The sequence below is a fragment of the Paraburkholderia sp. GAS348 genome, from assembly GCF_050434205.1.
GTDB lineage: Bacteria > Pseudomonadota > Gammaproteobacteria > Burkholderiales > Burkholderiaceae > Paraburkholderia.
On record NZ_JBNPVT010000018.1, the window covers coordinates 102,462 to 125,703 of the forward strand.

Sequence of the window (23,242 nt, forward strand, 5' to 3'; positions counted from 1 at the left end):
CAGGAGGGTAGGCTTTTTTAATTCTTCTGTGCCAGTGCGCAGCATCAAGCCGAGCCATGTCGACTGCTTCTACGTGCGCCAGCGTGAGGCGCTCGGCCTCGGCCACGCGGTGCTGTGCGCCGAGAAGCTGGTCGGCGACAACCCGTTCGCCGTGATCCTCGCGGACGACTTGCTGTACGGCACACCACCCGTGATGACGCAGATGATCGAGGTGTTCGACCACTATCACAGCTCGGTGATCGGCGTCGAAGAGATTCCGTCGTCGGAGACGAAGTCGTACGGTATCGTCGACGGCAAGCAGTGGGAGCAGTCGATCATCAAGATGTCGGGCATCGTCGAGAAACGGGCGCCGGAAGTTGCGCCGTCGAACCTCGGCGTGGTGGGCACGTTACGTGCCCATGCCGCGGATCTTCGAACACCTGCGCGCGCTAAAGCCGGGCGCCGGCGGCGAACTGCAGTTGACGGACGCGATCCAGTCGCTGCTCGCCGACGAGCAGGTGCTGGCATACAAATATCACGGCAGGCGCTTCGACTGTGGCAGCAAGCTCGGCTATCTGAAGGCCACCGTCGAGTTCGCACTGCGGCACCCGGAAGTTAGCGAAGACTTCCGGGCATACCTGGAAGAGCATCTGGCCGTGCCGCAGGTTGGTTGATGGATAGGCTCACTGTCTCGCCTTGAGGCTGCGAACTGGAGACGTCAGTGATCGCCTCTATACAGGCTCGACCCGAGGAAAAAAAAGCCTGCTCGTCTTGGGGGGGCGGCAGGCAGACACCTCGTCTACGTCCCCGCTCCGCCAGTGCCACCCGTACCGCCGGTTGTCTTGCCTGGCGCGGTGCCACCTGAAATGGGCGCGGCAGCGCCCGCGGCAACTGCCGCGGTCGCAAGAGATGCGGCGGGTTGGCCTTCACTCGTAATCGCCCCATCAGTCTGCAGGGTGTCGAGATCCGCGTCGGCTCCAGGTTGACCTGGCGTGAACGATACGGTCAAGAACGAGTTCGTGGACAGCGTCACGCCATACGTGCTTTTTATCAGTTGCGTCACCGCGGTTTCTGCGTTTGCTATCACCGTGCTATTCGTCAGCGCACTCTGGAAGGTCGCATTGGTCGTGATGCCGGCAAGCAAACCATTGAGCGTCGTGCCGAGCTGTCCGGCCAGGTAACTCAGAAGCAACTGCGTGAGCGGCGTAACGTTGTATGTCCCAGCACCGGAAGCAAACGAATTGAGGACGGTCGAACCACTTGTCGCTGTAATCAGACACGGGCCGTCGAAGCTGAACGTATCCGAATAAGATCCGCTTGAATTCGAAGTCGTGCTACCTGAGCCGTTCTTGCAGCTCAACTGGATGGTCGCATTAGCCAGTGCAGCGCCGACTGCCGCCGTTCCATGGATGGTCGCAGTGGGCGAACTACCGCCTCCGCCACACGCAACGAGCGCGCTGCTTGCCAGCGCAATTGATCCAAACTGCAGCGTGCGCCACGCGCGGGCGTCAAATAGCTTCATCGATTTTCTCCAAAAGAAAGTCACTCGCAATTGGCAGGCAACTGAGCCTGCACTTTCGTCACATCCTGCAAACTGGCTTCACAGGCACCGGCCGGCGCCACTGTTATCGCAGCAGAAGGACCGGCTGGCTCGCCATGACGATCCAATTTCGACGGATCGTCGTGAGGTCTTGCATAACGGTCGTACGCGTCGCGCATTCGATAGAGTTGCGTCGCGAAATACGCCGCGCTAAAGCGCCCCTGGTTCAGAAGAACCTGGTCGGTGCTATACGGGAAGCTCAGGTTCTGCGCTGCATCAGGCGTCAGGTAGTTGGTCGAGCCCACGCGCGTGCGGAAGTCCAGTGCAAACGCTCCGGAGCCAGAGACCTGGGTAATGCCCGGCTTCATACCTTGGCGCGGCGTGAGCGGGAAGCTGATGGCTGCGCCTGCAAAGCTGCCTCGGCCGCTATGTTCGCCATATACGCTGACCGATACATCGTCGAACCAGCGCGTTAGCGTGATGAGCGGGCCCTTGTCGCCCCCAACATAGCGGGCCACGCCAGCCTCGATCCATAGCTTCCACGAAGGTTGTACCCATCTGTAGGTGAGCATCGCGTTCGTTTCGTGCGGCAGCGTATCCCGGCCGGGCTCCTGGTGCAGATACGCGAGACGCAGTCGGACGATGTCTGGACGGCCTGGGACAAATGCCGTGGTTTCGTTCTCGATGCCAACGTACTGGTAGTCGAACTTGCCCACGGCGGCCACGTTCAGGACTTGCGGCATGATCCAGAAACTCTGTGCCAACGCCGCACTGGACAGCCCGCCGCGCAGACGGTACTGGCTGAACACGCGACCGTCGTCCATATTCTTCGTGTTGTACAGCGGCGCAATATAGCTTGCATACAGCTCAGCACCCCGCCAAAGCGGAACGAATCCTTCAATATTCGCCCCAACCGAAATGTCGAAGTTTCCATATTCGGTGCCGTATAGATAGCTCGTAACGGGTGAGATCTGAATGCGCGTGAGCCCGTGGTACCGGTCATTGCCGTACCACACAATCGAGTCTGCGTCATAGTTCAGTTGCGCTCGCATCGTCATCGATGCGCTTGCCGCTGCGGGTGCCCCCCCGGCGAGGAATTGTGCGTAGGCTTCGCGATCGACGGCAACGTCGGCGAGCGGTTCATTGGCCTTCTTGACTACCGCATGCACTCGCTCGATGCCACGCGGTGCATTGATGCTCGCCACACCCAGCACGATGCCGAGCGCGTCAGCTTCGTTCTGGTTGTATCGGTGGTTCTCGTATTCGACGATGAGATCCTGGCCGCTGATCCCCACTCGCACGCGTTCGAGGCCCGCGGCAAACAGTTGCACGGCGATCGAATCGAGCGCTGAGGTGTCCACCGGCTCGGGAATGACCGGCGTGCGCTCAGCGGGCACCGCAGGGGATGCATCGGCCACGACGACGGACGCGTAGGACTGCAGCGGCGGCACAAATGAAATCGCTTCTTGGGCAACGTCATTCGGGTGTTCTGCCACGGCCAGTTCGTGAGGCGGCGGCAAGCTACGCGGCACGATAGCTGCACCTGCACCTGCACCTGCACCTGCACCTGCGCCTGGGTCGATCGGTCCCTGCTGCACCTGAGCGTTGGTATCGTCGCACAGACCGCCTGCGCAGCGCTGTGGACTGAACCGCTTGCCGAGCGGTATCTGAATTCCCACCGAGATCGACGTGCGCGGCGATACACCGTCTGTCGATCTGAGCGCGCGCGTCACCGTACCGATGATGTTGGCGTCGGCTAGCCAGCTAATGCGGGGCGACTGATAACGCACGCCTACGTAGGGTGTCTTCGAGTCATCTTCTGCCAGCAGCGACAGTCCCGTCTGCCAGAGCGACAGCTGGACACCTCCAAACAGACCGTCAAGCCGATCGCCTTGCCCGTAGCCGATTGTCAGGTTGAGCGGCCCGAAGGGCTGTGACACCTCGCCGTACTTGGAGCGAAAGAAATGGGTTTGACCGCCGATGTCGGTCATGCCGAACGCAATGGCCGGCTGATATTTGAAGAACTGCGGTACTTCCAGTTTAACGTCGGCTATCAAATGACGAAAAATGAAGTGGTCCGCGCCGGCATACGGCGCCGGCACATCCCCCGGATAGTTCACCAACCCGCCAGCCAGCTCAACATACGGCAGGAGTCCGAACGCACCCCAGTAGATCTGAGAACCCGTCGCCTGTTTGCCGTAGCGGGGGTCAATGTAATCGTTGTACTGTGCTTCGCCAACACCTTCCGGCAATGCGAACGCATAGGGGATCACCAGCCCGCCTGCCTGGCCAAGCGAGTTCAGCGCCGGATCGACAGCATGCGCCGACCCGGAAAATGCCAGTGCAGCGCCGAGTGCCAAGGCTTGCGGGGCGAATTGAGGTCGATTTGCGCGCAATCTGCTGAGTCCTTTTTAGCGATAAACCGGTTGACGGGCGAGGTTGCAAAGCAGGGATCGCGCGATAGAGCAGACCGATTCCGTGGATGTGCTCCATACCATCAGCTTCTTTCGACGAACAAGAAGGTGTCGTCGGCACGCACGAACGTACACAACACGGCCACGCCTGACCGCCACGTGGCAAGGCCAAACGCTGTATGGGCGTGGCAGATCCGGTGCCCGCTTTACGCACTAACGCGATCCGCCTGGGCGGTGTTGGGTTGACCCGGCTGACGGAATAGGAGAGGGAGCGGCCACAAGGGTCCTGGCGCATCTGGCGACGGCAGACCGGGGCAGCGCAGTCCGGATATCGAAACGTCGAGCCTTGCAGATATTCAATCCGCCTGCGTTGCGCGTGCTTGTAGCTCTTCGGCATAAAGCCGTAGTGGACGCCGCCGCGGCCGCCCTGGCAAACCTCCGGTTGCGACAAGGCCAATCTCCCTGGCGATACCTGTACGCAGCAAAAGGACCGTGCTGTTTGACATCATTGGGGCGGTTCAACCGAGGCTTGCTGCCGTGCAGAGAACGCGGCACTTTCTATGGCAAAGGCTCAAGGGTCGCCCACCACTCGTCACTGCTTCACTATCCTGTTGTCCCACATCACATCTTTCATCGCTGCAATGTCCGGGTCTTTACTGAGGAGTTCTAGTCGTTGGGGTCGATCCTATAGAACGACTAAAACTTCCGCCATCGAGTGTCCGAATGCGACCTGATGTTGGCGAATGCGGCCCGACACCTTCTCGCGTTGCTCGTTTATGGGCTGCGACGCACCAGAAGCGTTGCTCGTTCGCGAGCTGTTGTCACAGGAGAGCGGGGAGGAGGTACTGTTGACCTCGAGAGGCCGTTTCGTATCGCGCATGGTGCCTGCTGCAACGGAGGATCTGCGCAAGACCCGTGCTCAGGCAGGTGGGCATGAAATTGGGCGGACAGGCGGGATGGCCCGAGCCTGATTGAGCGCACCGCGACGCCCAGGTGAAAGGTTGCGGTGCGTGCGATCAGTCGATCTGCCGTGGACTCAATGCATATGCTGGCCGCCGTTGATGGCGAGATTGGACCCCGTTACAAAACCGGCATCGTCCGAGCATAGATAGAGCACAAGCGCTGCCACTTCTTCGGGCTTGCCGAGCCGGCCGACGGGGATCTGCGGCAGGATCTTCGTATCCAGAATCTCCTGGGGAATAGCGGTGACCATCTTGGTGGCGAGATAGCCAGGTGAAATGGTGTTGACGGTTACCCCCTTGCGCGCCACTTCCTGCGCCAGCGATTTGGTGAAACCGTGCATGCCAGCTTTGGCCGCCGCATAGTTGGTCTGGCCGATAGATCCTTTCGAACCGTTGACCGAGGAAATGTTGATGACGCGCCCCCAACCGCGTTCGACCATCTCCTCGCACAACGGCTTGGTCATGTTGAAGACCGAATCCAGATTGGCCCGAATGACTGCATCCCAGTTGATCTTGTCGAGTTTCCGGAGCGTCATGTCCCGTGTGACGCCGGCGTTGTTCACCAGAATATCGACGGGGCCAATCTCAGACCGGATTTTGCTTGCACAGTGCTGACATGAGTCGTAGTCGGTGACGTCTACCGGGTAAGCGCGGAAGCTTCGTCCACTAGCCTCCATGTCGGCCAGCCAGTCAGCGACGCCGAGGTTGTTCAGCGAGTGTGTGACCACCACCGAATAACCCGCGTCATGCAGCTTTGTACTGATCGACTCCCCAAGTCCACCCATGCCACCCGTCACTACCGCGATTCGCTTCACCATCGTATTTTTTCCTGGTTGTGATATCTGCGGGAGTCCTGCGCATTTCGTGGCGGTCCCGCACATCCCGCCAATGCATTTCAGCAATACGCCGCCACCTTCACCTGCTCAGGTAGTCGGTTGAACATCGAATTGCATTGCGTAAGGCTGCGCGCCTCGAGAGACACGGCGTCTGGCCGAGACGGGTCTGGTCGTATCATCTTAAGAGGGGAGGTAACGTCGATTCCGTCAAGCGATTGGTGTAATCCGCCATTCGCGAATGCGATGCAGGGGCGGGAGCCGCGGGGAGTCAGCATCGGGTCGTTGGAAATTCGACGTCCCACGGCTCATCGAACCGATTTAAGCGAATGCGCCTTTGTCCTGTTCAGTCAACAGCTTGGCCCAATCCGCCACGGGTGATCGTCGTGCGATTGTTCACCCTACACTGTTCCTCGGTCCATTCGAGGGTCTCTCAGATGTGCAACTCCCTCGAAGGTTAGCCTGCCGCTTACCCTCCGGCAGGCATTTTTTTTACGTGCCTCTTGCACAAGAAACTACCTGCATAGCGGCTCCCGGGGGGACCTTGTCGCCTGTCAACTACGTGCATCAAATCCATGAACAAGAACTTCTTCCATGGGAGCAGGTGCGTGGACGAAGTATCCCTGAATATAGTCGACGCCCATGTTTCTCAGCAATGCCGCGACGGCTGATGTTTCGACGAATTCCGCAATGGTTCGCTTGCCGACTGCCTTTGCCACATCGCAGATACACCGTACCATTGCCTGATCAATGAGGTTATGTGCCAGATTGGTAATGAACTGTCCGTCGATCTTCAGGTAATCCACGGGCAACGCTTTAAGGTAACCGAACGATGAAGCGCCACTTCCGAAATCATCAAGGGCGAAGTGCATGCCTCGCAATCGCAGCGACTGGATGAACTCCGTTGCCACCGACAGGTTCGTGATCGCCGCTGTCTCTGTTACTTCAAAGCAAAGCTTATGCGCATCGAATTGCAATGCGTCAGCCAGATCCCACACGTACCGATGGAAGGTGTGGTCGCCAATGGACTGGCCGGAGAGGTTTACCGCGATACTGTCAACGTGGTTCAGTTGGTCGCGATTGCGGGTCATCCATGTGAATACGTATTTGACCACCCAGCGATCAATGCGTGAGGCCATGTGGAAGCGCTCAGCCGCTGATAGAAAAGCATCGGGCAGGACCAGACTCCCATCCGGCTCGCGCAGACGCAACAGGAGTTCGCACCGAACGTGGCTCTCCTCGCGACCAAGCGCCTGTATGCGCTGGGCATAAAGCTCGAAACGGTCTTCATCGAGGACTTGCTCCAGACGCGTGACCCACTGCATCTCGCCGTGCCGTGCAAGTACGGCCTTATCTGCGTCGAACCACGCGTGCACCCGGTTACGTCCGGCGTCCTTGGCGGCGTAGCATGCATTATCGGCAGCCTGGAGCACAGCCGCAGTCGTCGGCCAGCGATCGTCAATGGGCACCAGACCAATGCTTGCGCCAATATGGAAGCGCCGTTCGTTATAGGCAAACCGGAATTCGTCGAGGTGCTCGCAGATCCGGGAAGCGACCCAATGGGCCCGCTCCGTATCGCACTGCTCCAGTATGACGCCAAACTCGTCGCCTCCCAGCCGGGCCAGGGTGTCGGTATTCCGGATACACTGTCCCAGTTGGTTCGTCACCTGCTGCAGCAACTGGTCGCCGGCGATATGACCGAAGGTATCGTTCACGACCTTGAATTGATCCAGGTCGACGTACAGCATGGCATGTCTACTGCCGGCCTCGCGTGCGTGGGATAGCACGCGGTTAAGTTGCGTTTCGAATTCTGCGCGATTGAGCAACCCGGTCAGGGCGTCATGCGTGGCACGGTAGCTCATTTCTTTGGCGAGCCGACGTTCTTCCGTCACGTCGTGAAACACCAGTACGGCACCCAGGACTTCTCCAATCGTACTGACGATCGGGGCAGCGGAATCCATGATCGCATGTTCTGTACCCCCCCGTGATATGAGGACCGAATTGTCGGTGCTGCTCACGACGCGGTTCTCGCTCAGACACTGCATAGCGGGACTTGGAGCGCGTACGCGAGTCGATTCGTTGCGGGCATCAAATACGTCCTCAAGGTCCAGGCCGCGCGCCTCGGCAACGAGCCAGCCAGTTAGCCGCTCCGCGACCGGATTCAGGTAGGTGACGCGACCGTCCGGATCGGTCGTGACGACGCCGTCGCCGATTGAATGCAGCGTGATCCGGAGGAATTCATGCTGTTCAGCCAGGGTCGCCTGCATCTGTTTGCGTTCAGTCGTCTCGAGGACCAGAACAGCACACTGATTGGGTCCGGGACGATATGCAACCATGTCAAACCAGCCGCCGCCCGCTGCAGGTAGATCCTGTCGCGCAACTGGCTCGCCGGTTAGTACAACCGAAGTCAGCGTGCCGAGCCAGTCCCATCCCTGATCAGCCGGACCTGCAAACACCTCCGAGACGTTCTTGCCGATCATGAGTTCGGACGGAATACGGCTCGTCCTCGCAATTGCCGGATTTGCCGCGATGAACCGTAAGTCGACGACTTTCGCGTTTGCGTCGCTGACAATATCCAGCAATACGAATCCCACCTGCATGTGCTCAAACAGCGCGCGATATCGGCCCTCGCTCTCGAGCAGGGTCGCCTCGATCTTCTTGCGGTCAGTGATATCCTCGATAACGGCCATGGATCCCCATGGCGTGCCATCGCTCTGCCTCTCGAGAACGGCGGACAACAATACGTCGATCACTTCCCCGTCCTTCCGCTCCATCTGGTATTCGACGTCGCGGCAATGGCCAACACGGAAGAACTCGGGAAGCACCACCTGACGTGCATACTCGCGCGATGCCGGTGTCAGGAACTCGGATGAGGAGCGCCCCAGTACCTCAGCCCGGCTATACCCAAGCGTGTGAAGCCACAGGTCGCTCACACTCATGAGCTTCCCCTGCATATCGATCGAGTGAAGCATTGCCGGCGTGCGTTCGTAGAGTTCGCGATATCTCCGCTCGCTCTCGGTCAACGCCTGTTCGGCGCGCCTGCGTTCACTAACATCGCGTCCCACGGCATAGATCGCGACGGTCCGTCCAGCCATGTCTGACATCGGCCGGTAGTTCCAGTGCACCCATCGCTCGGCGTTATCCATTGAGGCCATACGGGCGACAAGCGTCGCGCCTGATCGACGCGTCATCGCGTCGCGCAGAGCCACAGCCGCCGATGCGCGGTCTTCATCGGCAACGGTGTCAAGCAGGTTGGTGCCTACAAGCCTCAACGAGGAGCCGTCTCCGTAGCGGGCGGAGGCGTCGCCCATGTAACCAATCTCTCCACCGGAACTGGCGAGCACGATAAGGTCTGCTTCCTGTTCAGGGAGCGTGTTCACATCGGAGTCATTTCCGGACAAGTTGCCGGCGAGGGCGCCCGTAGACAGATTGAGGAGACAGGAGCTGACAATGTGAGCCAGGCCGTCCAGTGCGGCTCGTTGTATATGAGTCAGGTGTCTGGGCGCGCATGCTGCTACTGACACCACACCGATACAGTGCCCCATCGGGAGAATGATCGGCGCGTTCGCATAGAACCGGATCTCAAGTCGATCGAAGACGAGCAGATTCTGGGCAACGCGTGGATCGTCAGCCGTATCGACCACCTCGATTCCTTGATCGTTGCCCGGAACGAGCCGGCAGAATGCTGCTTCAGCGGCCATCCACGCTTCTGCGGATAGTCCGACATCTGAATGGAGCCAGTTCAAGTCTACGCCCGGCAAGGCCACCGCCGCGATCGGCACCTCGCAAATCGCCGCGGCAACGCGGGCGACTTCCTCAAAAACTGACGTAGCTGTGCCGGTGGCAATGGTCGCATTGATATCGCCGGCGCGACGCGCAGCCCGGTACTCAGGCAGACGTTGAGATGTCATGTCGCGTTCCCCGGAAGATTGCACGACTAAATGGGAAAGATATCACCAGCGTACGCGGGTTTTTTGTTTCTGTCGTTTTCGGACCATATCTGGATTGACGGTCCCGGCCAGGATCAGTATCCGGTTTTGCATTGGCGGATTTTGACAATGCTGTTGGCGAATACCCAACGCCCAGATCATGAATTTTCATGCATATTCAAAAATCGCCAAAAAAATGTCCGAAATATTTGACTTAAAGATTCTATAGTTATTTCGCGATTGATTGACAGATTGCAGGTAAAGCTGGCAATCACGCAAAGACGCAACGCTTTTTTGCGAATCGCAGCTAGCGCGTTTTAAACGCAATAAACCTTCCAGACAGGTCCGATTGTTTTTTTGGATTTATCACCCAGGCGCCCTTACATCGCATGACCTCCTCGGCAATGTCCCCAGCCTTCAACTGGCTGGGACATTGAACGGCAGGAGAGGCGCCATAGCAGTGCATGGGATAGCTGTGCGTCACTGAGGGCTCGAACCATTATCAAGTCGTTGAAAGTAAACAATGTTTCATGCATCGTTAGCCTGCGATGCCGAGTTGTGCATGTGTTATTGACTGTGGCTACTCAGCGCATATCCGTATGTGATTTTCCTGTTTATTTATGAATTTTTTTGAGAGACCTGCTAGAAATTACTGTCAAAAACATCTCTTCGCGTGCCTGATTGCGCTGGGCGCGTCACTTTCCACAGCTCCGTGGGCACGGGCTCAAACCGTACCAGTACTGGGTACGGCATCAAGCTTCGCAGTCCTGAGTGCGGCGCCTGGTGGTACGGGGGCGGTGACGCTCAGCAGCGCCACGTTGACGCTCGACGGACAGGGCAACCCAACGCGGTCTGGATTTTCAAAGTCGGCACCGGTGGCAGCGGCGCCCTTAATGGTACAAACTTTTCGTGGTCCTGACCAACAGTGGGGCTGCGTGCAATGTGAATTGGTGGGTCGCCGATGCCGCGACACTGCTGGCGTCGCCGAAACAAGCTGCGAGGCAGTGAGCTGCCAGAACCCGGACAAATCGCTGGGCTGGTATATGGCTCCCCCCAACGACAAGGCTAAGCCGTGGGGCTCTCTACCCCAATGCCCATGCGATCCCAAGCTACCCCCGCCACACAAGTCATGGTGACTGTTCAGCGACTAAGCCGCGACCGGCATAGTTAGTTCAGCCGGCGCGGCGATGCGCGGGAACGGGGCCGGGCTGGTGGGTGTGCCGGCGGCGGATGGACGTCGGGCGGCAGTCTTGTCCCGATGGGCGCGTAGCAGAAAGTCAATGGTGTTGCCGTCCTTGTCGACGGCCCGATAAAGATACCGCCATTCGCCCTTGACGCGGATGTACGGATGAGTAGACCCAAGGAATTTCACCCGGAGTCTCTCGCCGAACCGTGCGTAAACCTCTCGATTTACACAGCTCCCGTTATCCAACCTGTAGACCGTCGGACTTCCGCTTGCGTTCACGAAACGTACGAAATGACTTGCTTGCGCTGATCGGGGATCGCAGGGATGCCGTTGCCGATGCCAAGCTCACAGGTCGCCGAGCAGATTGGAGAACCGCATTCTGTTGTCGCATTCGGTCAACACGGTGGCTCAGTCGGCCAATCTCGTCCGCGATACGTGGCTGTCGATCTATGATCCCACTTGGCCCTCCGAGGGGAGGTCAGATAAGCCCTCGGATCCTCTCGGAGTTTTGAGCCTGCCGCCCAGCGCGAGCAGGCTCTTTTTTTGTGCGCCCAGCATGTGCGCACTCTTGTGGGTGCAAGTCCCACCGTAAATTGATCACGGCGAGCGCAGCGCAACTGCGTGAGGGTGAACGGGCGTGGGGAGGAAGCGTGGAGGCTTTGTCGCGGTAAGGATCGAAGTGCGAGCGAGATCGATATGCAAAGTACTGCTTATATTGCGAGGTCGTAGGCCACGTTAGTGAAGCTGGCCAGGGAGGACAGAGAGGAGCTGCAGGCACTGATCAGGCGCACGACGGCGGCACAGCGTGATGTGACGCGGGCGCGCATCGCGTTAATGGCCCATGAGGGCTACTCAGGCGCAGCGATCGCGCAGGAACTGGGCGTGTCCGTGCAAACGGTCGGCTTGTGGCGCCAGCGTGTTGCGCGGTAAGGTGCACGAGGTATCCGGGAGGGCGAGCGTAGCGGTCGGGCGGCTCGCATCACGCAGGAAGTGCGGCTGCAACTGATCGCGCTGGCCTGCGGGGTGCAGGACGCGCACGGTCGGGTTACCCCAGCTACCCACGATTGTCTGATTCTTATGACACTTTTCCGAAAGACATAGCCACCCGTCGTCTAATATTGCAATCGTACTGGCGCCACGTTTACTCAATCGTTTCCAGAACACGAGGTTAATTCGCGGCGGCGGGTAAAGCACAGCTCCAGCACTACTATCGTGAGCCGCAAGAGTTCGCCGACAAGTTTGAGAGGAACGCACCGGCTGGAAGCGAAACCGCCGTGGCAACATGGAAGGCGTTCACCAAGGCGATCAGTATGACTAATAACTCTGTAAAAGAAAGCTACGAAACAAGTGGCGGAGATTGCCAGGAGCAATATCAACGCGACGTCCGCCGCCCCGACCAAGCGGACTCGACCGGGAGGGTACGCAATGAAGCAGTTTAATGGAAATGTAGAGAGTATGAATCCGTACACGCAAAAACCATCGACGGCGCAATTGTCCATCTCGAGCGAGCCCTAAGCTCGGAATGGGCAGATACGTTATTCCCTAAAGCCTACTGGTACGGTCGATCTCTTCAGGTATATGCGACGCCCGGGCTTACGCAAGCCCAACAGGAACGACTGCAGCGATTGCTTGACCGCATCGCCGCCATCCAGGTTTGAATCGCACGCCGCGCGGGGGACTCTCGACGCATTCAGCCAGGAGCGAAGTTCGTGGCGACGCGCACTGGAGCCCGGTAACACGCGCCGCTATCGCATCGGCTGTCAGGATAATTGTCGGTCCCTTAGCCGGCTTCGCCGAACAATGACTGTGGTGACGGAGACGGGTATGAAAGGCGTGAATGCGCAGTCCCTACGTTTCCAGGTCGAGAAATGGTTCGCCCCAGGTCCAACGGTTCCGGTCCGCGTAATCGAATTCAGTCGCACTCGTTTGGGCCGCAGACGTTATGTCCGCGTACGCCTCGCGCCCCCCCAGCCGGACGGCGTGCGAACGCTATATTTTTTTCGGCACGATGACGGGTCCTGGCATGTGTTTCCACCTCCGGGCGATGGGCCGCAGATCGATTCCTCCTGAGGCCTGTTGAGAATCAGCAGGTCCAGATAAAAGTGGCGGAGAGCGCAAAAGCAGGGGGTACCGTCTCGAAGATTATCCGGAACGATCCAGAACGACATTCTGAAGGAATACGTGGTCCGCAATACCTGGATCTTCGCGCCGGAGCCCTCGATGCGCATCGTCGCAGATGTCGCGTCCTGGCTTGCGCGGCACGCGCCACGATTCAATGCATTGTCGGTATCCGGCTATCATTTTCAGGAGGCGGGGGCCGACGCAATACTCGAACTTGCGCTGACATTGGCAAACGCGCGCGCGTATGTCGATGCGCTGAAAGTCCACGGCATGCATCCGGATGAAGCATGCTCGCGAATGAGCTTCTTTTTCGGCGTCGGCAGCGATTTCTATACCGAGATCGCGAAATTGCGAGCGGCCCGGTTGTTGTGGGCAGAGATTGTGGCTGCGTGCGGCGCCGAATCGGTCAAAGCGCGGGCGCTGCGAATGCATTGCCAGACCTCGGGCTGGTCGCTGACCGCCCAAGAACCCGAAAACAAAATCGTGCTTGTGACCGCGCAGGCGATGGCGGCGGTTTTCGGAGGCACGCAATCGCTTCATACGAACGCATACGACGAGGCGCTTGCGCTGCCGTCAGCCGCCGCTGCGAGGCTTGCACGTAGCGCCCAGCTGATTTTGCAGTATGAGACGGGGCTGCGCGACACCGCTGATCCGTGGGCTGGATCGTACATGATGGAATCGCTCACCAGTGACCTGGCGGCGCGCGTGCGTATCGAACTGGCGGAACTCGAGAAACGAGGCGGCGTTCTTGAAGCGCTTGCCGAAGCGTGTCTTGGCGAAAACCGGAATCTGCTCGCGTTGACCATCGAATGCATGCGAGCTCGAGCGACAGTCGGTGAATAGGCTGTGCAGTTCGGCTGAAGATGTTCCAGCAGACGAGTGAGCAGGCTAGTTTGAGGAATGCTTCGTGAATGTCAGATCGGCGTTCGAAGCGAATGCGAAGACGACGGAAGCCATGGAGTCACGAATGAGTCCGTTCGACTGACCCAACGGAATTTGCCGAGGCCGCAGCCGTGTTCGGTGCGGCGCTTTGCGATGACCGGTCTGACGCCGCGCTCGCGAAGCCGGCGGCGATGCGAGTCGGAATTGTAGCCGCGGTCGGCGTAAATGACCTTGGGCTTGCGAAGCGGTCGGCCGCGAGTGCCGCGAATCGGTGGGATAGACGTCGACCAGAGGCAGCAGTTGCGTGACATCGTTGCGGTTCGCGGCGGTCAGAATCGCGTCTACGAGGACGTGGTGTTTGGAGTAATACTCGCGCTCAGAAGGAATGGCGAATACCAACCGTCAATGCAGTCTGGTTGGAGTTCGGTAGACCGCCGTACGTTCCAGGCGCGGGTTCATCCACGTTGTACATTGCCTCTGTGGCACCGCCAGAGTTCTTCAGATACGCAAGATTCGCAAGAAGTGTCGTGCGTTTCGAAACGAAGTACGACGCAAGCAGTCGATATTCCGACGTGTGGTTATGCGCGCTGGTGTTTTGCTTGTAGATGTAATCGGTCGAAATGGTGAACGAAGGCACAGCGACAAAATCTATCCCGGCTTCCCAGAGATTTGCGTTTTGCGCGGGCTGGCTGGTGATCGATTGGAACGTTCCTGCGCCCGTAACATCCGCATGGGAGTAACCAAGACGCGCTCGAACCGGTCCAAAATCGTAGCGACCGCCAAGGGTCACAAGTTTATATTTTGCGCCATCATCGCCTGCCGAACTCTCCTGGTCGAATGTACCCGCAAAATAGAGCGGACCGCTGTTGTAGCGTGCCCCGACGTCGAATACGGATCCACGTGTGAAATCTCCAGCGAAACCTCCGAAAGAGTAGAAGCCAGCAACCTGCAGGCCACCGACTACCGGGGAAACGTATTTGACCGCGTTGTTGTAGTACTCACTTATCGCATCGAACTCGTGAAATTTGAACGGGGCGCCTGAATTGTAACCCGCGCCGAACACCGTACCGACCAGCCAGTCGTCGTTCAGGTTCCATTGGTGACCGAATGTAAGCGTCCCAGCCCGGCTATCGATTCCAACATACGCGTTTCGATCAAATTCTCCCGCCTTCGGATTATCCATGCGCCCAGTAGACGGGTTGAAACCCATTTCGAGGTTGAAAATCGTCTTCATACCGGCTCCCAAGTCCTCTTCTCCTTTGAGCCCGAACACCGATACACCTAGAATGCTGTCCTGCGCTTTGACTACTGATTGACTGCCGTCGCCCACATGGTTTGCGAAGGCGATACCCGTATCGAACAGGCCGTATGCCGTCACACTTTGTGCTACAGCGCTATTTGCGAGAGATCCCCAAACGACAGAGGCAAAAAGACATCGGAGAGTGGTTTTCATATTTCCCGTTCTACAAGTGGAGAGAAAAGGTAAGCATCAGGCTCTGGTTTTCGAAGCGGCAGGAGGAAGTAATCAGCGGGAACCGACGCCGCGCGGACGTGTTCGACAGTCAGGTATCCCCGAGCCTTTAGCGGCGCTGCAACCTTGAGCTTCGCGAATCTCGTGCGCAGCCAGCGACAGGCGCAGATGCAACGCCTCTGGCCGCGCGATTCCTTCACCTATTTGCGGGCAATCGCCAGGTAGCAGACCGCGCCAACTACGACGCCGATAAACCAGGAGAAATTGGCAAACCCGCTGAGCGACGGAAACAGAACGCACGAGACGGCGATTGCAGCAGCCGGAAGGAGCGCTCCGACAGCACGCCAGTTGACCCCATTGCTGTACCAGTACCGGCCGGTCTCTGACATCGAGTAGAGGTCGATCGTCGATACGCTCTGGCGCTTCACCAGGAAGTAGTCGACCAGCAGTACGCCGTACAAGGGGCCGATGAAACCACCCAGTACGTCGAGCGTGTAGTGAATGACGGCCGGGTTATTGAACAGGTTCCACGGCGTGATGAATATGGAGCCGACTGCGGCGATCATCCCACCTGCCCGCCAACTGATGCGTCGCGGCGCGACGTTCGAGAAATCAAAAGCTGGTGAAACAAAGTTGGCAACGATGTTGATACCGATCGTTGAGACCATGAAGGTAAGCGCGCCAAGCACGACCGCAAACGGTTGGTCGATTCGACTGACAGTCTCAACCGGGTCCGTAATGAGCTTACCGAAGACTGGCAAGGTTGCCGAAGTCACGAGAACCGTAATCAGTGAGAAGGCCAGAAAATTGACCGGCAAACCCCAGAAATTACCGCGCTTCACACTTCCGAAGCTTTTGCAATATCTTGAAAAGTCACCGAAATTGAGCATCGGGCCGGAGAAGTAGGATACGACCAGGGAAATCGCGGTCACCATAACCGGCAGCGCGCTCCATCCGCTGTACTTAACTGTGCCCAGAGTGAAGCTGATGTTATGAAAGCCAGCCTTGGACACCATGTAGGCCGCGAGCAGGAACATCACGACATACACCGCCGGCCCGGCGAAGTCGATAAACTTTTTGATGGTATCCATGCCGTGCCAGAAGACAATCGCCTGGAGGATCCATAGCAACATGAATCCCGCCCAACCTAGGTATGAAAGCCCGAGCCAGCCGAATTGGTGTACATCCGCGTAGGGCATTAGACCAGGTGCAAACTTCAACACGACTACTACGAATGCGCTTGATGCGAGGAAGGTCTGAATCCCATACCAGGCCACTGCAATGAGCCCTCGAATCACAGCGGGGACGTTTGCTCCGAGAACGCCGAACGTGGCGCGGCAAATCACCGGGTAAGGAACGCCGTGCTTCTGGCTCGACTTGGCAATCAAATTGCAAAACACGTTGACAATGCCAATTCCAACAATCAGAGAAAGCAGCACCTGCCAACTGGCGAGGCCTAGTGCAAATAGACTTCCAGCAAAGACATACCCACCTACGCTGTGAACGTCGGACATCCAGAAAGCGAAGATGTTGTACGCCCCCCAACTCTGATCAGCCAAAGGCGCCAGATCTTCGTTGTACAGCCGATCGCTGTAATTTGTTTTCGACAAAGACGAATCTGCATGTGGCAATGAAACCGCATCGGCCGCAGAGGATAAGTCAGCCATCAAGGCCTCCAGGAAGGAAGGTTCGAAACGGCGCGAAGACTCTCGTCCTGCGTCCGCATCACACCGGACATCGTTCAAATAAGACTTTCGCTTTTAAATTGGTACTGCTTATTTAATTCACTGATCGCTGAAGCAAACCAGGCGTCCATGGACGATTCCGCGGATACTATCCTTCGCGTGGCATAGCCCCGCTTGCGATGCAATACAGGGGGACCGCCACGAGTCGAAAGTTGCACCCTCGCTGGATGCTTATGCCGCCAGAGAAAGTACGTCGAATCCTAGACTAGTCATAAACATTGTCAACACTTTGAAACTGCAAATCATCCGCGTGACACCGCTCACACAAGGGCAGTAGCGACATAGCGCGGAGAAGGCGGCCTCACATTGGTGCATATCGAATGAAATTTAAACTTGAATTGTTGACAATTTGCACCAACGAATCGCACAAATCAGCTTGGCTCGGCTGCCTCGCGCAGGGCGACCGCCAAAAACGCACCCGAAATGTGCCGACGGGAATTTGGGCGGTGTTGGAGAGTTTGGCGACGTTTTGATGCTAAAGAACGACACCGCGATAGCCCCCAACTACAGCGCCCGTCGGCCGCGCAACCGAAACAGGTCGACTCGTATCCTGTTGACAGGTTTTCTGTTCCAGGTACGATGAGGCGCGCAACAAATCACGAAACCTATGGCCGAGAAAACAGAATCCGCGCGCGGCGGCATCAAGCCCGAAATGATTGCCGCACACATTCGCAACGCAATCCTTGAGCATCGGCTCGCTCCGGGTGCCAAACTCACCGAGTCACAGCTATGCGAAATTTTCGGTGTGAATAGAGGCCCGATCAGGCTGGCGCTCGCACAATTGGAGAACGAACGGCTCGTTGACCTCGAGCCGAATCGTGGCGCATATGTGGCGAGCCCTTCCCTCCAGGAGGTTCACGAGATTTTCGAGATGCGGCGCATCGTCGAGCAGGCGGTTGTCGAGAAGGTCGGACAACAGTACGGCACTCCTCGGCAGTTGAAGACGATCGGAACGACCATCGATAGCGAGCGGAAGGCGTTCGAAGGGCGCGATTTTGCGGCCTGGACCCGGTTGTCGGGCCAATTCCATACTGAACTCGCATCGCTGACTGGTAATACCGTACTGTGTGAATGCCTGAACGGATTGGTAGCGCGCTCGACACTCATTTCCGCGCTCTACGAGTCTCTGGGTCGCAGCCCATGCTCGTTCGAGGAGCATAAGGCTATCCTGTTCGCGATCGAACAAGGTGACGTGCAAGAGGCTGCCGAGTTGATGCGTCTGCATCTACAGGCGGTGGAAGTCAAAATGCTGGACCGCGCCCATCAAGCCAATACTGATCTGCGTGAGGCACTCGGTTCAGTAGTTGGCCGGCAGGTCAAGAAATAGGTCGCACTGGCACAAATGCGACGCAGGCGTCTCGCAACGTCAGACGAGGCGTTCTTTCTGACCTTCGAGAACGGCCTTTGTCACGATGAACTCAATCTGCTTCAGTCGCAACACCCACAGCAGTTCGTCTGAACTCGCATTTCGTCCGCGCATCTTTATGTCGTTTTCCAGACGGCACCCTATAGCGAAGCGTCGTGCCGTGGAAAAGATCGTTGCTGTACGCAAGGGGCACTGCCATAGCACGCGGGGTCTGCGATGGACATGCGTTACTCCGCTCTGAAAGAGCAAACGTCAGCTACGAGACTCCTACCTCACAGCCTTGAGACCGGCGCGTCACCACTCGAAGTTCTGGAATCATTTAGGTGCGTTGCCATCTCAACGTGCCAGCCAGTTACGAATATGGCCTGCAACTCGATCTCGATCTGCTCGACACGCTGCTGGTGGCGGACGAGTCGGCACTGCAGCGTCAGATCGAGGAGACCCGCGAGGCCATTCAGGATCTACAAGGTCGCATCGAGCAGCAGGAAGTCTTGCTCGCGCGACGAGGAGAGGAGCGGGCCACCCGTGCGCGCAGGAGACGGCACACGACGAGATTCTGCTCGACATTGCGCGAACGATACCGGTCGCAAGCCCACCAAGCGCCACACCGCCTCGGTTGGGTACCTTGTTTGGCTTGCTCGATATCGACAAGCTGCGGCGCACCGTGCTGACTGGCGCAGGCGATCGTGTGCTCGATCTGCGGCGTGGCGAAGTCGACAGCCAGGTCACGCATGCCACCAAAAAGGACGACCGCTTCCAGATCCGCTCGCCATCGGTTGTAGCGGGCGTGCGCGGTACGCGCTTCAAGGTCGCCTACGACGGCGACGCCCGAACCACGGCGGTGGAAGTGCTGGACGGCGCGGTCGGCGTCGACCCGGCCGCAGTCGGCGGCAAGGCCTCTGCGCCGCCGCCCGGCGTGTCGCTGCAGGCGTCCGCGCAACTCGTGAAGGCGCGCTTTGGCAGCATCACGCGGGCAGGCAGCGCGATTGGCGGTCCGGTGGAATTGCTGGCCGCGCCGTCGCTCGCCGAGCCGGCCAAAGTGCAGGACGGCAAAACGGTCGCCTTCGACCTCGTACCCGCCGAGCGCGCCGTGGCTTATCGCGTTCAGATTGCGCGCGATGCGGATCAGCTCGACCTGATCCGCGATCTACGCGTGAGTGCGCCGCATGCTGACTTCGGCGATCTGGCGGACGGCACGTATTTCGTGCGCGTTGCCGCGATCGACGTGAACGGGCTCGAAGGCCTGCCTCAGGTGTACGGTTTCGAGCGGCGTCAACTGGGTCTGGCAGCATCGGCGGGCCCGCGCGCCGGCAGCCGCGACTACGAGTTCCGCTGGTTCGTCAGCCGCTCCACGGTCGAGACGCGCTTTCGCTTCGTGCTGGCCACGACCGCCGATCTGCGCCATCCGCTCGTCGATCGGACCGATCTGACGGGTGGCCAGCTCGTGGTAAGCGACCTGCCGGGCGGCGTTTACTACTGGACGATCGTCGCCGAGCAATTCGAAAACGGCCGCTTCTATGAGAAGAGCAGTGCGGTCCGCTCGTTTACGCTTGCACGCTGACGCTGGTAGATTCACCGGACCGAGCCAACAGCCCAGCCGCTCCTTAGCTCTCAACCACGCCACGCTTTGCCGAACCCACCCACGCGCCTGAGCCTCGACCCGCGCGCCCGCCTCGGACGGCGCGCCGGCCGCCGCTTTCTGCTCGAATGGGTGGGGATCGGTTGCCTCGGCATTGCGGTGATTCTGCTCAGCTCGCTCGGCCATCTGACCGCCAGCGTCGACAACCTGGTCTACGACCGCTTTCTGAGCCTGCGCGCGCAACCGTTGCTGCGCGACATCGTGGTGCTCGAAATCGACAACGCCAGCATCGCGCGGCTTGGCCGCTGGCCGTGGCCGCGCAGCGTCCACGCGCGGCTGCTCGAACAGCTTGCGAAGGCGAAGCCCGCTGCGGTGATCTATGACGTGCTCTTTACCGAAGCTAATCCGGAAGACGCCCAGCTCGCCCGCGCGATCGCCCTGAGTCCCACCTATCTGCCGATGCTGCTGACTACGCCGGACAGCGCCGGCCGGCGTGTCGCGGTCGAACCGGTGGCGCCGCTCGCGCAGGCGGCGGCCGGGCTGGGGCATATCAATCTTGAAGTCGACCGCGACGGCATTGTGCGCAGCGTCGCGCGGTTCGAGGGCGACCCGGGTTCGCGCTGGCCGCAGTTGATGGTGCCGGTCGCTCAGGCCGTCGAGCGCGGCGCGCTGCGATTGAGCGAGCGGCCGCGCTGGCAGTCGTCCGGCGCGGCGGCGACCCCATCCAATGACAATGGCGAAGGCGAAGGCCGCTTCCTGATTCCCTTCGGTCCGAATGCGCAGAACTATGCGAAGCTGAGTTTCGCCAGCGTGCTCGCGGGCGATGTCCCTGCGGACAGGCTGCGCGGGCGCATCGTGCTGATCGGCGTGACCGCGTCCGGCCTGTACGACCGCTTTGCGACCCCGGTGTCGGGCGAGCTCGGGCCGCTGCCCGGTGTTTATATCCACGCGAACGTACTCGATACGCTGCTGACCGGACGCGAGCTCGAGCCCGCCGAGCCGTGGGTGCTGTTCGCGGTGTCGCTGTGGCCGCTCGCTGCGCTGCTCGCGGGCTTTCTGGTGCTGTCGCCGCGCCGCTCGTTGCTGCTGACGGTCGCGTTGGGTGTGCTCGCCACGGCCGGCAGCGCGGTCCTGCTATACGGCGCGCGGCTATGGATGTCGCCGATGCCGGCGGTCTTCGGTTTGATCGTGGTGTATCCGATCTGGAACTGGCGGCGCCTCGAAATGACGATGGCCTATCTGCGCAATGAGCTGCAGCGCCTCGCCGACGAACCTCACCTTCTGCCGGAAACGCCCCAGCGCCGCCGCGAGTTCGGCGGCGACGTGCTGGAGCAGCATATGGCGCTGATGGCGCAGGCCGCGCAGCGCGTGCAGGACATGAAGCGCTTTGTATGGGACAGCCTCGACAGCATGCCCGAGCCGATCCTGGTGAGCGACGTGCAGGGTATCGTGCTGATCGCGAACCATGCCGCCAAGGCGCATTTCGCGCGCCTTGGCGCGCCGCTGCCGGAAGGCCGGTCGATGCGCGCCGTGCTGGGCGGGTTGACGCTGGTCAAGACCATCGACAGCGGCGCGGCGACGGACGCCGACAACAATCTGCTTGCTCACGCCCAATGGCCGGCGCTGCTCGATCCCGCGCGCCGCGAGTTCGCCGCGCTGATGGCGCAAGGCGTCGAGGTGCGCGACGCCCATGCGCGCGACCATCTGCTGCGCTACGCGAATTGCACGAACCAGCAAGGTGAGACGACGGGCTGGATTGCGGGTCTCGTCGACGTATCGGCCTTGCATGCGGCCGAGCGCCAACGGGAAGACGCATTGCAGCTGCTGTCGCACGATATGCGCTCGCCGCAGGCTTCGATTCTGGCGCTGGTGGAGATCGAGCGGGCGCGCAGCGAGCCGGTGCTCGCGCGCGGCCTGCTGGAGCGCATCGAGCGCTATGCGCAGCGTGCGCTGACGCTCGCCGACGATTTCGTGCAACTCGCGCGCGCCGAATCGCAAACCTATGTGCTCGAACCGGTGAGCATGGCCGAGCTGATGATCGACGCCAGCGACGAAGTCTGGCCGCAGGCCCACGCCAAACGCATCACGCTGCAAACCGATGCGGATGGCGAGACCGCTGCCGACGAGGGGCACTGGATCTGCGCCGACCGCTCGCTGATGACGCGCGCACTCGTCAACATTCTGAACAATGCGGTCAAGTACAGTCCGCCGGACACGCGGATCACGTGCAGTCTGAAGAGCCTCGGCGCCTCGGGCGGCCTCGCACAGGCAGCCGCCCGAGGCGCGGCAAAACGCGTGTCGTGTACGATTCGCGACGAAGGCTACGGTATTTCCAAGGAGCAGCAGACGAGTCTGTTCGAGCGCTTCCGGCGCTTTCACGAGACGGAGCGGCCGGAGGTGGGCGGCGCGGGATTGGGCATGGCGTTCGTCAAGATCGTCGTGACGCGCCATGGCGGCGATGTCGACGTGGTCAGCGCGCCTGGCGAGGGAACGGCTTTCACGATTTCCCTGCCGGCACTCGATGATGCGCAGTCCGATTCCGCCGTAACGATGCGCTCATGATCCATGAACCCTCACGTTATCGAAGCGAGAAGCTGGTGAAAGCGATATCGATCTGTGCCGTGCTGGCCGCGGCGAGTCTGACCGGATGCGCGGGCTTGAACGCCGACGTGCACACGGCGAACCCTTCGGCCGTGCTGCAGGGCGAGCGCACCTATACGATTGCGCGTATGCCGTCGCAGGATGCGAGCGCGGATCACCCGCAATTCGAAGCCATGCTGCGTGATGAGCTGGCGAAGGACGGCTTCATCGATACGGTCGATACAGCGGGCAAGTCCGCGCACTATTTACTGTCGATTGCGTACGACACGCGGCCGGCCACGGTCGGCGTGGGCGCGAAGGATTGCGCGCCAGGTGCGTGCGAACGCTCGCCCGAAGCGCCGTTTTCGCTGTTTGGCGGGCGCGCTTATCAGCACGCGTTGACACTGCGGTTTTTCGAGCGGTCGAGCGGACAGGAAGTTTACAAAGTGAGTGCCGCCAGCAGCGATCGCGATCGCGATCCCTTGCACGCCATGCCGGTGCTCGTGAAAAGCGCGCTGGCTAAATTTCCGTTCGATGCGCTGCCCGACTGGCGCGTGAAACTGCGTACCGAGACGACGGGCGGTGTGCCGGAGGTGGTTTCGCTTAGACCTGTTCAGCGTCTTCAGCCGCAGCCGCAGCCGTAAGACGCCCGCGC

At 59.6% G+C, this 23,242-nt stretch carries 12 protein-coding genes and 5 pseudogenes; 9 read left to right on the forward strand and 8 right to left on the reverse strand.

Going from position 1 to position 23,242, the window contains the following annotated elements:
• Nucleotides 1-34 precede the first annotated feature (34 nt).
• A pseudogene (locus tag P3T22_RS24875) lies at nt 35-653 on the forward strand (UTP--glucose-1-phosphate uridylyltransferase); the annotation flags it as partial.
• 125 nt (nt 654-778) lie between these two features.
• Here the strand turns inward: P3T22_RS24875 and P3T22_RS24880 are convergent.
• From P3T22_RS24880 to P3T22_RS24900, 5 genes and pseudogenes are all read right to left on the reverse strand, one after another.
• Entirely contained in the window at nt 779-1,501 is a 723-nt protein-coding gene (locus P3T22_RS24880; protein ID WP_429326452.1) for a carboxypeptidase regulatory-like domain-containing protein, read from the reverse strand.
• 20 nt (nt 1,502-1,521) lie between these two features.
• Complete coding sequence (locus P3T22_RS24885; RefSeq protein WP_429326453.1) at nt 1,522-3,915, reverse strand: YjbH domain-containing protein; 2,394 nt, start codon at nt 3,913-3,915, stop codon at nt 1,522-1,524.
• A 1,054-nt stretch (nt 3,916-4,969) separates the two neighbouring features.
• Nucleotides 4,970-5,713, reverse strand: coding sequence for an acetoacetyl-CoA reductase (phbB, locus tag P3T22_RS24890; RefSeq protein WP_063498944.1), 744 nt, complete (start codon nt 5,711-5,713; stop codon nt 4,970-4,972).
• 569 nt (nt 5,714-6,282) lie between these two features.
• Nucleotides 6,283-9,639 carry an EAL domain-containing protein gene (locus P3T22_RS24895; RefSeq protein ID WP_429326454.1) on the reverse strand — a complete coding sequence of 1,119 codons (3,357 nt, stop codon included), beginning with the start codon at nt 9,637-9,639 and terminating at the stop codon, nt 6,283-6,285.
• A 1,252-nt stretch (nt 9,640-10,891) separates the two neighbouring features.
• A pseudogene (locus tag P3T22_RS24900) lies at nt 10,892-11,002 on the reverse strand (DDE-type integrase/transposase/recombinase); the annotation flags it as partial.
• 675 nt (nt 11,003-11,677) lie between these two features.
• Between P3T22_RS24900 and P3T22_RS24905 the strand changes: the two are divergent.
• Both P3T22_RS24905 and P3T22_RS24910 read left to right on the forward strand, forming a co-directional pair.
• Nucleotides 11,678-11,773 (forward strand): helix-turn-helix domain-containing protein, encoded by a 96-nt coding sequence (locus tag P3T22_RS24905; protein ID WP_429326477.1) that lies wholly within the window; start codon nt 11,678-11,680, stop codon nt 11,771-11,773.
• A gap of 1,182 nt (nt 11,774-12,955) precedes the next feature.
• Nucleotides 12,956-13,723 (forward strand): annotated as a pseudogene (locus P3T22_RS24910) (methylmalonyl-CoA mutase family protein); the annotation flags it as partial.
• An 82-nt stretch (nt 13,724-13,805) separates the two neighbouring features.
• Here the strand turns inward: P3T22_RS24910 and P3T22_RS24915 are convergent.
• The 3 genes and pseudogenes from P3T22_RS24915 to P3T22_RS24925 form a co-directional block, all read right to left on the reverse strand.
• A pseudogene (locus tag P3T22_RS24915) lies at nt 13,806-14,209 on the reverse strand (transposase); the annotation flags it as partial.
• Between the two features lie 13 nt (nt 14,210-14,222).
• Entirely contained in the window at nt 14,223-15,299 is a 1,077-nt protein-coding gene (locus P3T22_RS24920; RefSeq protein ID WP_429326455.1) for a porin, read from the reverse strand.
• Nucleotides 15,300-15,517: 218 nt separating this feature from the next.
• Entirely contained in the window at nt 15,518-16,984 is a 1,467-nt protein-coding gene (locus P3T22_RS24925) for an NCS1 family nucleobase:cation symporter-1 (protein ID WP_429326456.1), read from the reverse strand.
• Between the two features lie 398 nt (nt 16,985-17,382).
• Between P3T22_RS24925 and P3T22_RS24930 the strand changes: the two genes are divergently transcribed.
• The 6 genes and pseudogenes from P3T22_RS24930 (at nt 17,383) to P3T22_RS24955 (ending at nt 23,231) form a co-directional block, all read left to right on the forward strand.
• A complete protein-coding gene (locus P3T22_RS24930) occupies nt 17,383-17,535 on the forward strand; it encodes a hypothetical protein (protein WP_429326457.1) in 153 nt (50 codons plus the stop codon).
• A gap of 134 nt (nt 17,536-17,669) precedes the next feature.
• Nucleotides 17,670-18,389: a GntR family transcriptional regulator gene (locus P3T22_RS24935; protein ID WP_429326458.1), complete on the forward strand. Its 720-nt coding sequence runs from the start codon at nt 17,670-17,672 to the stop codon at nt 18,387-18,389.
• Between the two features lie 362 nt (nt 18,390-18,751).
• Nucleotides 18,752-19,099: a hypothetical protein gene (locus P3T22_RS24940; RefSeq protein WP_429326459.1), complete on the forward strand. Its 348-nt coding sequence runs from the start codon at nt 18,752-18,754 to the stop codon at nt 19,097-19,099.
• A pseudogene (locus tag P3T22_RS24945) lies at nt 19,060-19,989 on the forward strand (FecR domain-containing protein); the annotation flags it as partial. The gene P3T22_RS24940 and the pseudogene P3T22_RS24945, both read left to right, overlap by 40 nt.
• Before the next feature lie 66 nt (nt 19,990-20,055).
• Entirely contained in the window at nt 20,056-22,569 is a 2,514-nt protein-coding gene (locus P3T22_RS24950; protein WP_429326460.1) for a CHASE2 domain-containing protein, read from the forward strand.
• Nucleotides 22,566-23,231 (forward strand): DUF4136 domain-containing protein, encoded by a 666-nt coding sequence (locus P3T22_RS24955; protein ID WP_429326461.1) that lies wholly within the window; start codon nt 22,566-22,568, stop codon nt 23,229-23,231. The genes P3T22_RS24950 and P3T22_RS24955 overlap by 4 nt, the downstream gene beginning before the upstream one ends.
• Nucleotides 23,232-23,242 lie beyond the last annotated feature (11 nt).

Excerpts from the sequence above, each read along its gene's own strand:
- P3T22_RS24920 (WP_429326455.1), bottom strand. The coding sequence starts at position 15,299 with ATGAAAACCACTCTCCGATGTCTTTTTGCCTCTGTCGTTTGGGGATCT.
- P3T22_RS24935 (WP_429326458.1), top strand. The coding sequence starts at position 17,670 with ATGGCCGAGAAAACAGAATCCGCGCGCGGCGGCATCAAGCCCGAAATG.
- P3T22_RS24925 (WP_429326456.1), bottom strand. The coding sequence starts at position 16,984 with ATGGCTGACTTATCCTCTGCGGCCGATGCGGTTTCATTGCCACATGCA.
- P3T22_RS24895 (WP_429326454.1), bottom strand. The coding sequence starts at position 9,639 with ATGACATCTCAACGTCTGCCTGAGTACCGGGCTGCGCGTCGCGCCGGC.
- P3T22_RS24905 (WP_429326477.1), top strand. The coding sequence starts at position 11,678 with ATGGCCCATGAGGGCTACTCAGGCGCAGCGATCGCGCAGGAACTGGGC.
- phbB (WP_063498944.1), bottom strand. The coding sequence starts at position 5,713 with ATGGTGAAGCGAATCGCGGTAGTGACGGGTGGCATGGGTGGACTTGGG.
- P3T22_RS24930 (WP_429326457.1), top strand. The coding sequence starts at position 17,383 with ATGAAATTTAAACTTGAATTGTTGACAATTTGCACCAACGAATCGCAC.
- P3T22_RS24955 (WP_429326461.1), top strand. The coding sequence starts at position 22,566 with ATGATCCATGAACCCTCACGTTATCGAAGCGAGAAGCTGGTGAAAGCG.
- P3T22_RS24880 (WP_429326452.1), bottom strand. The coding sequence starts at position 1,501 with ATGAAGCTATTTGACGCCCGCGCGTGGCGCACGCTGCAGTTTGGATCA.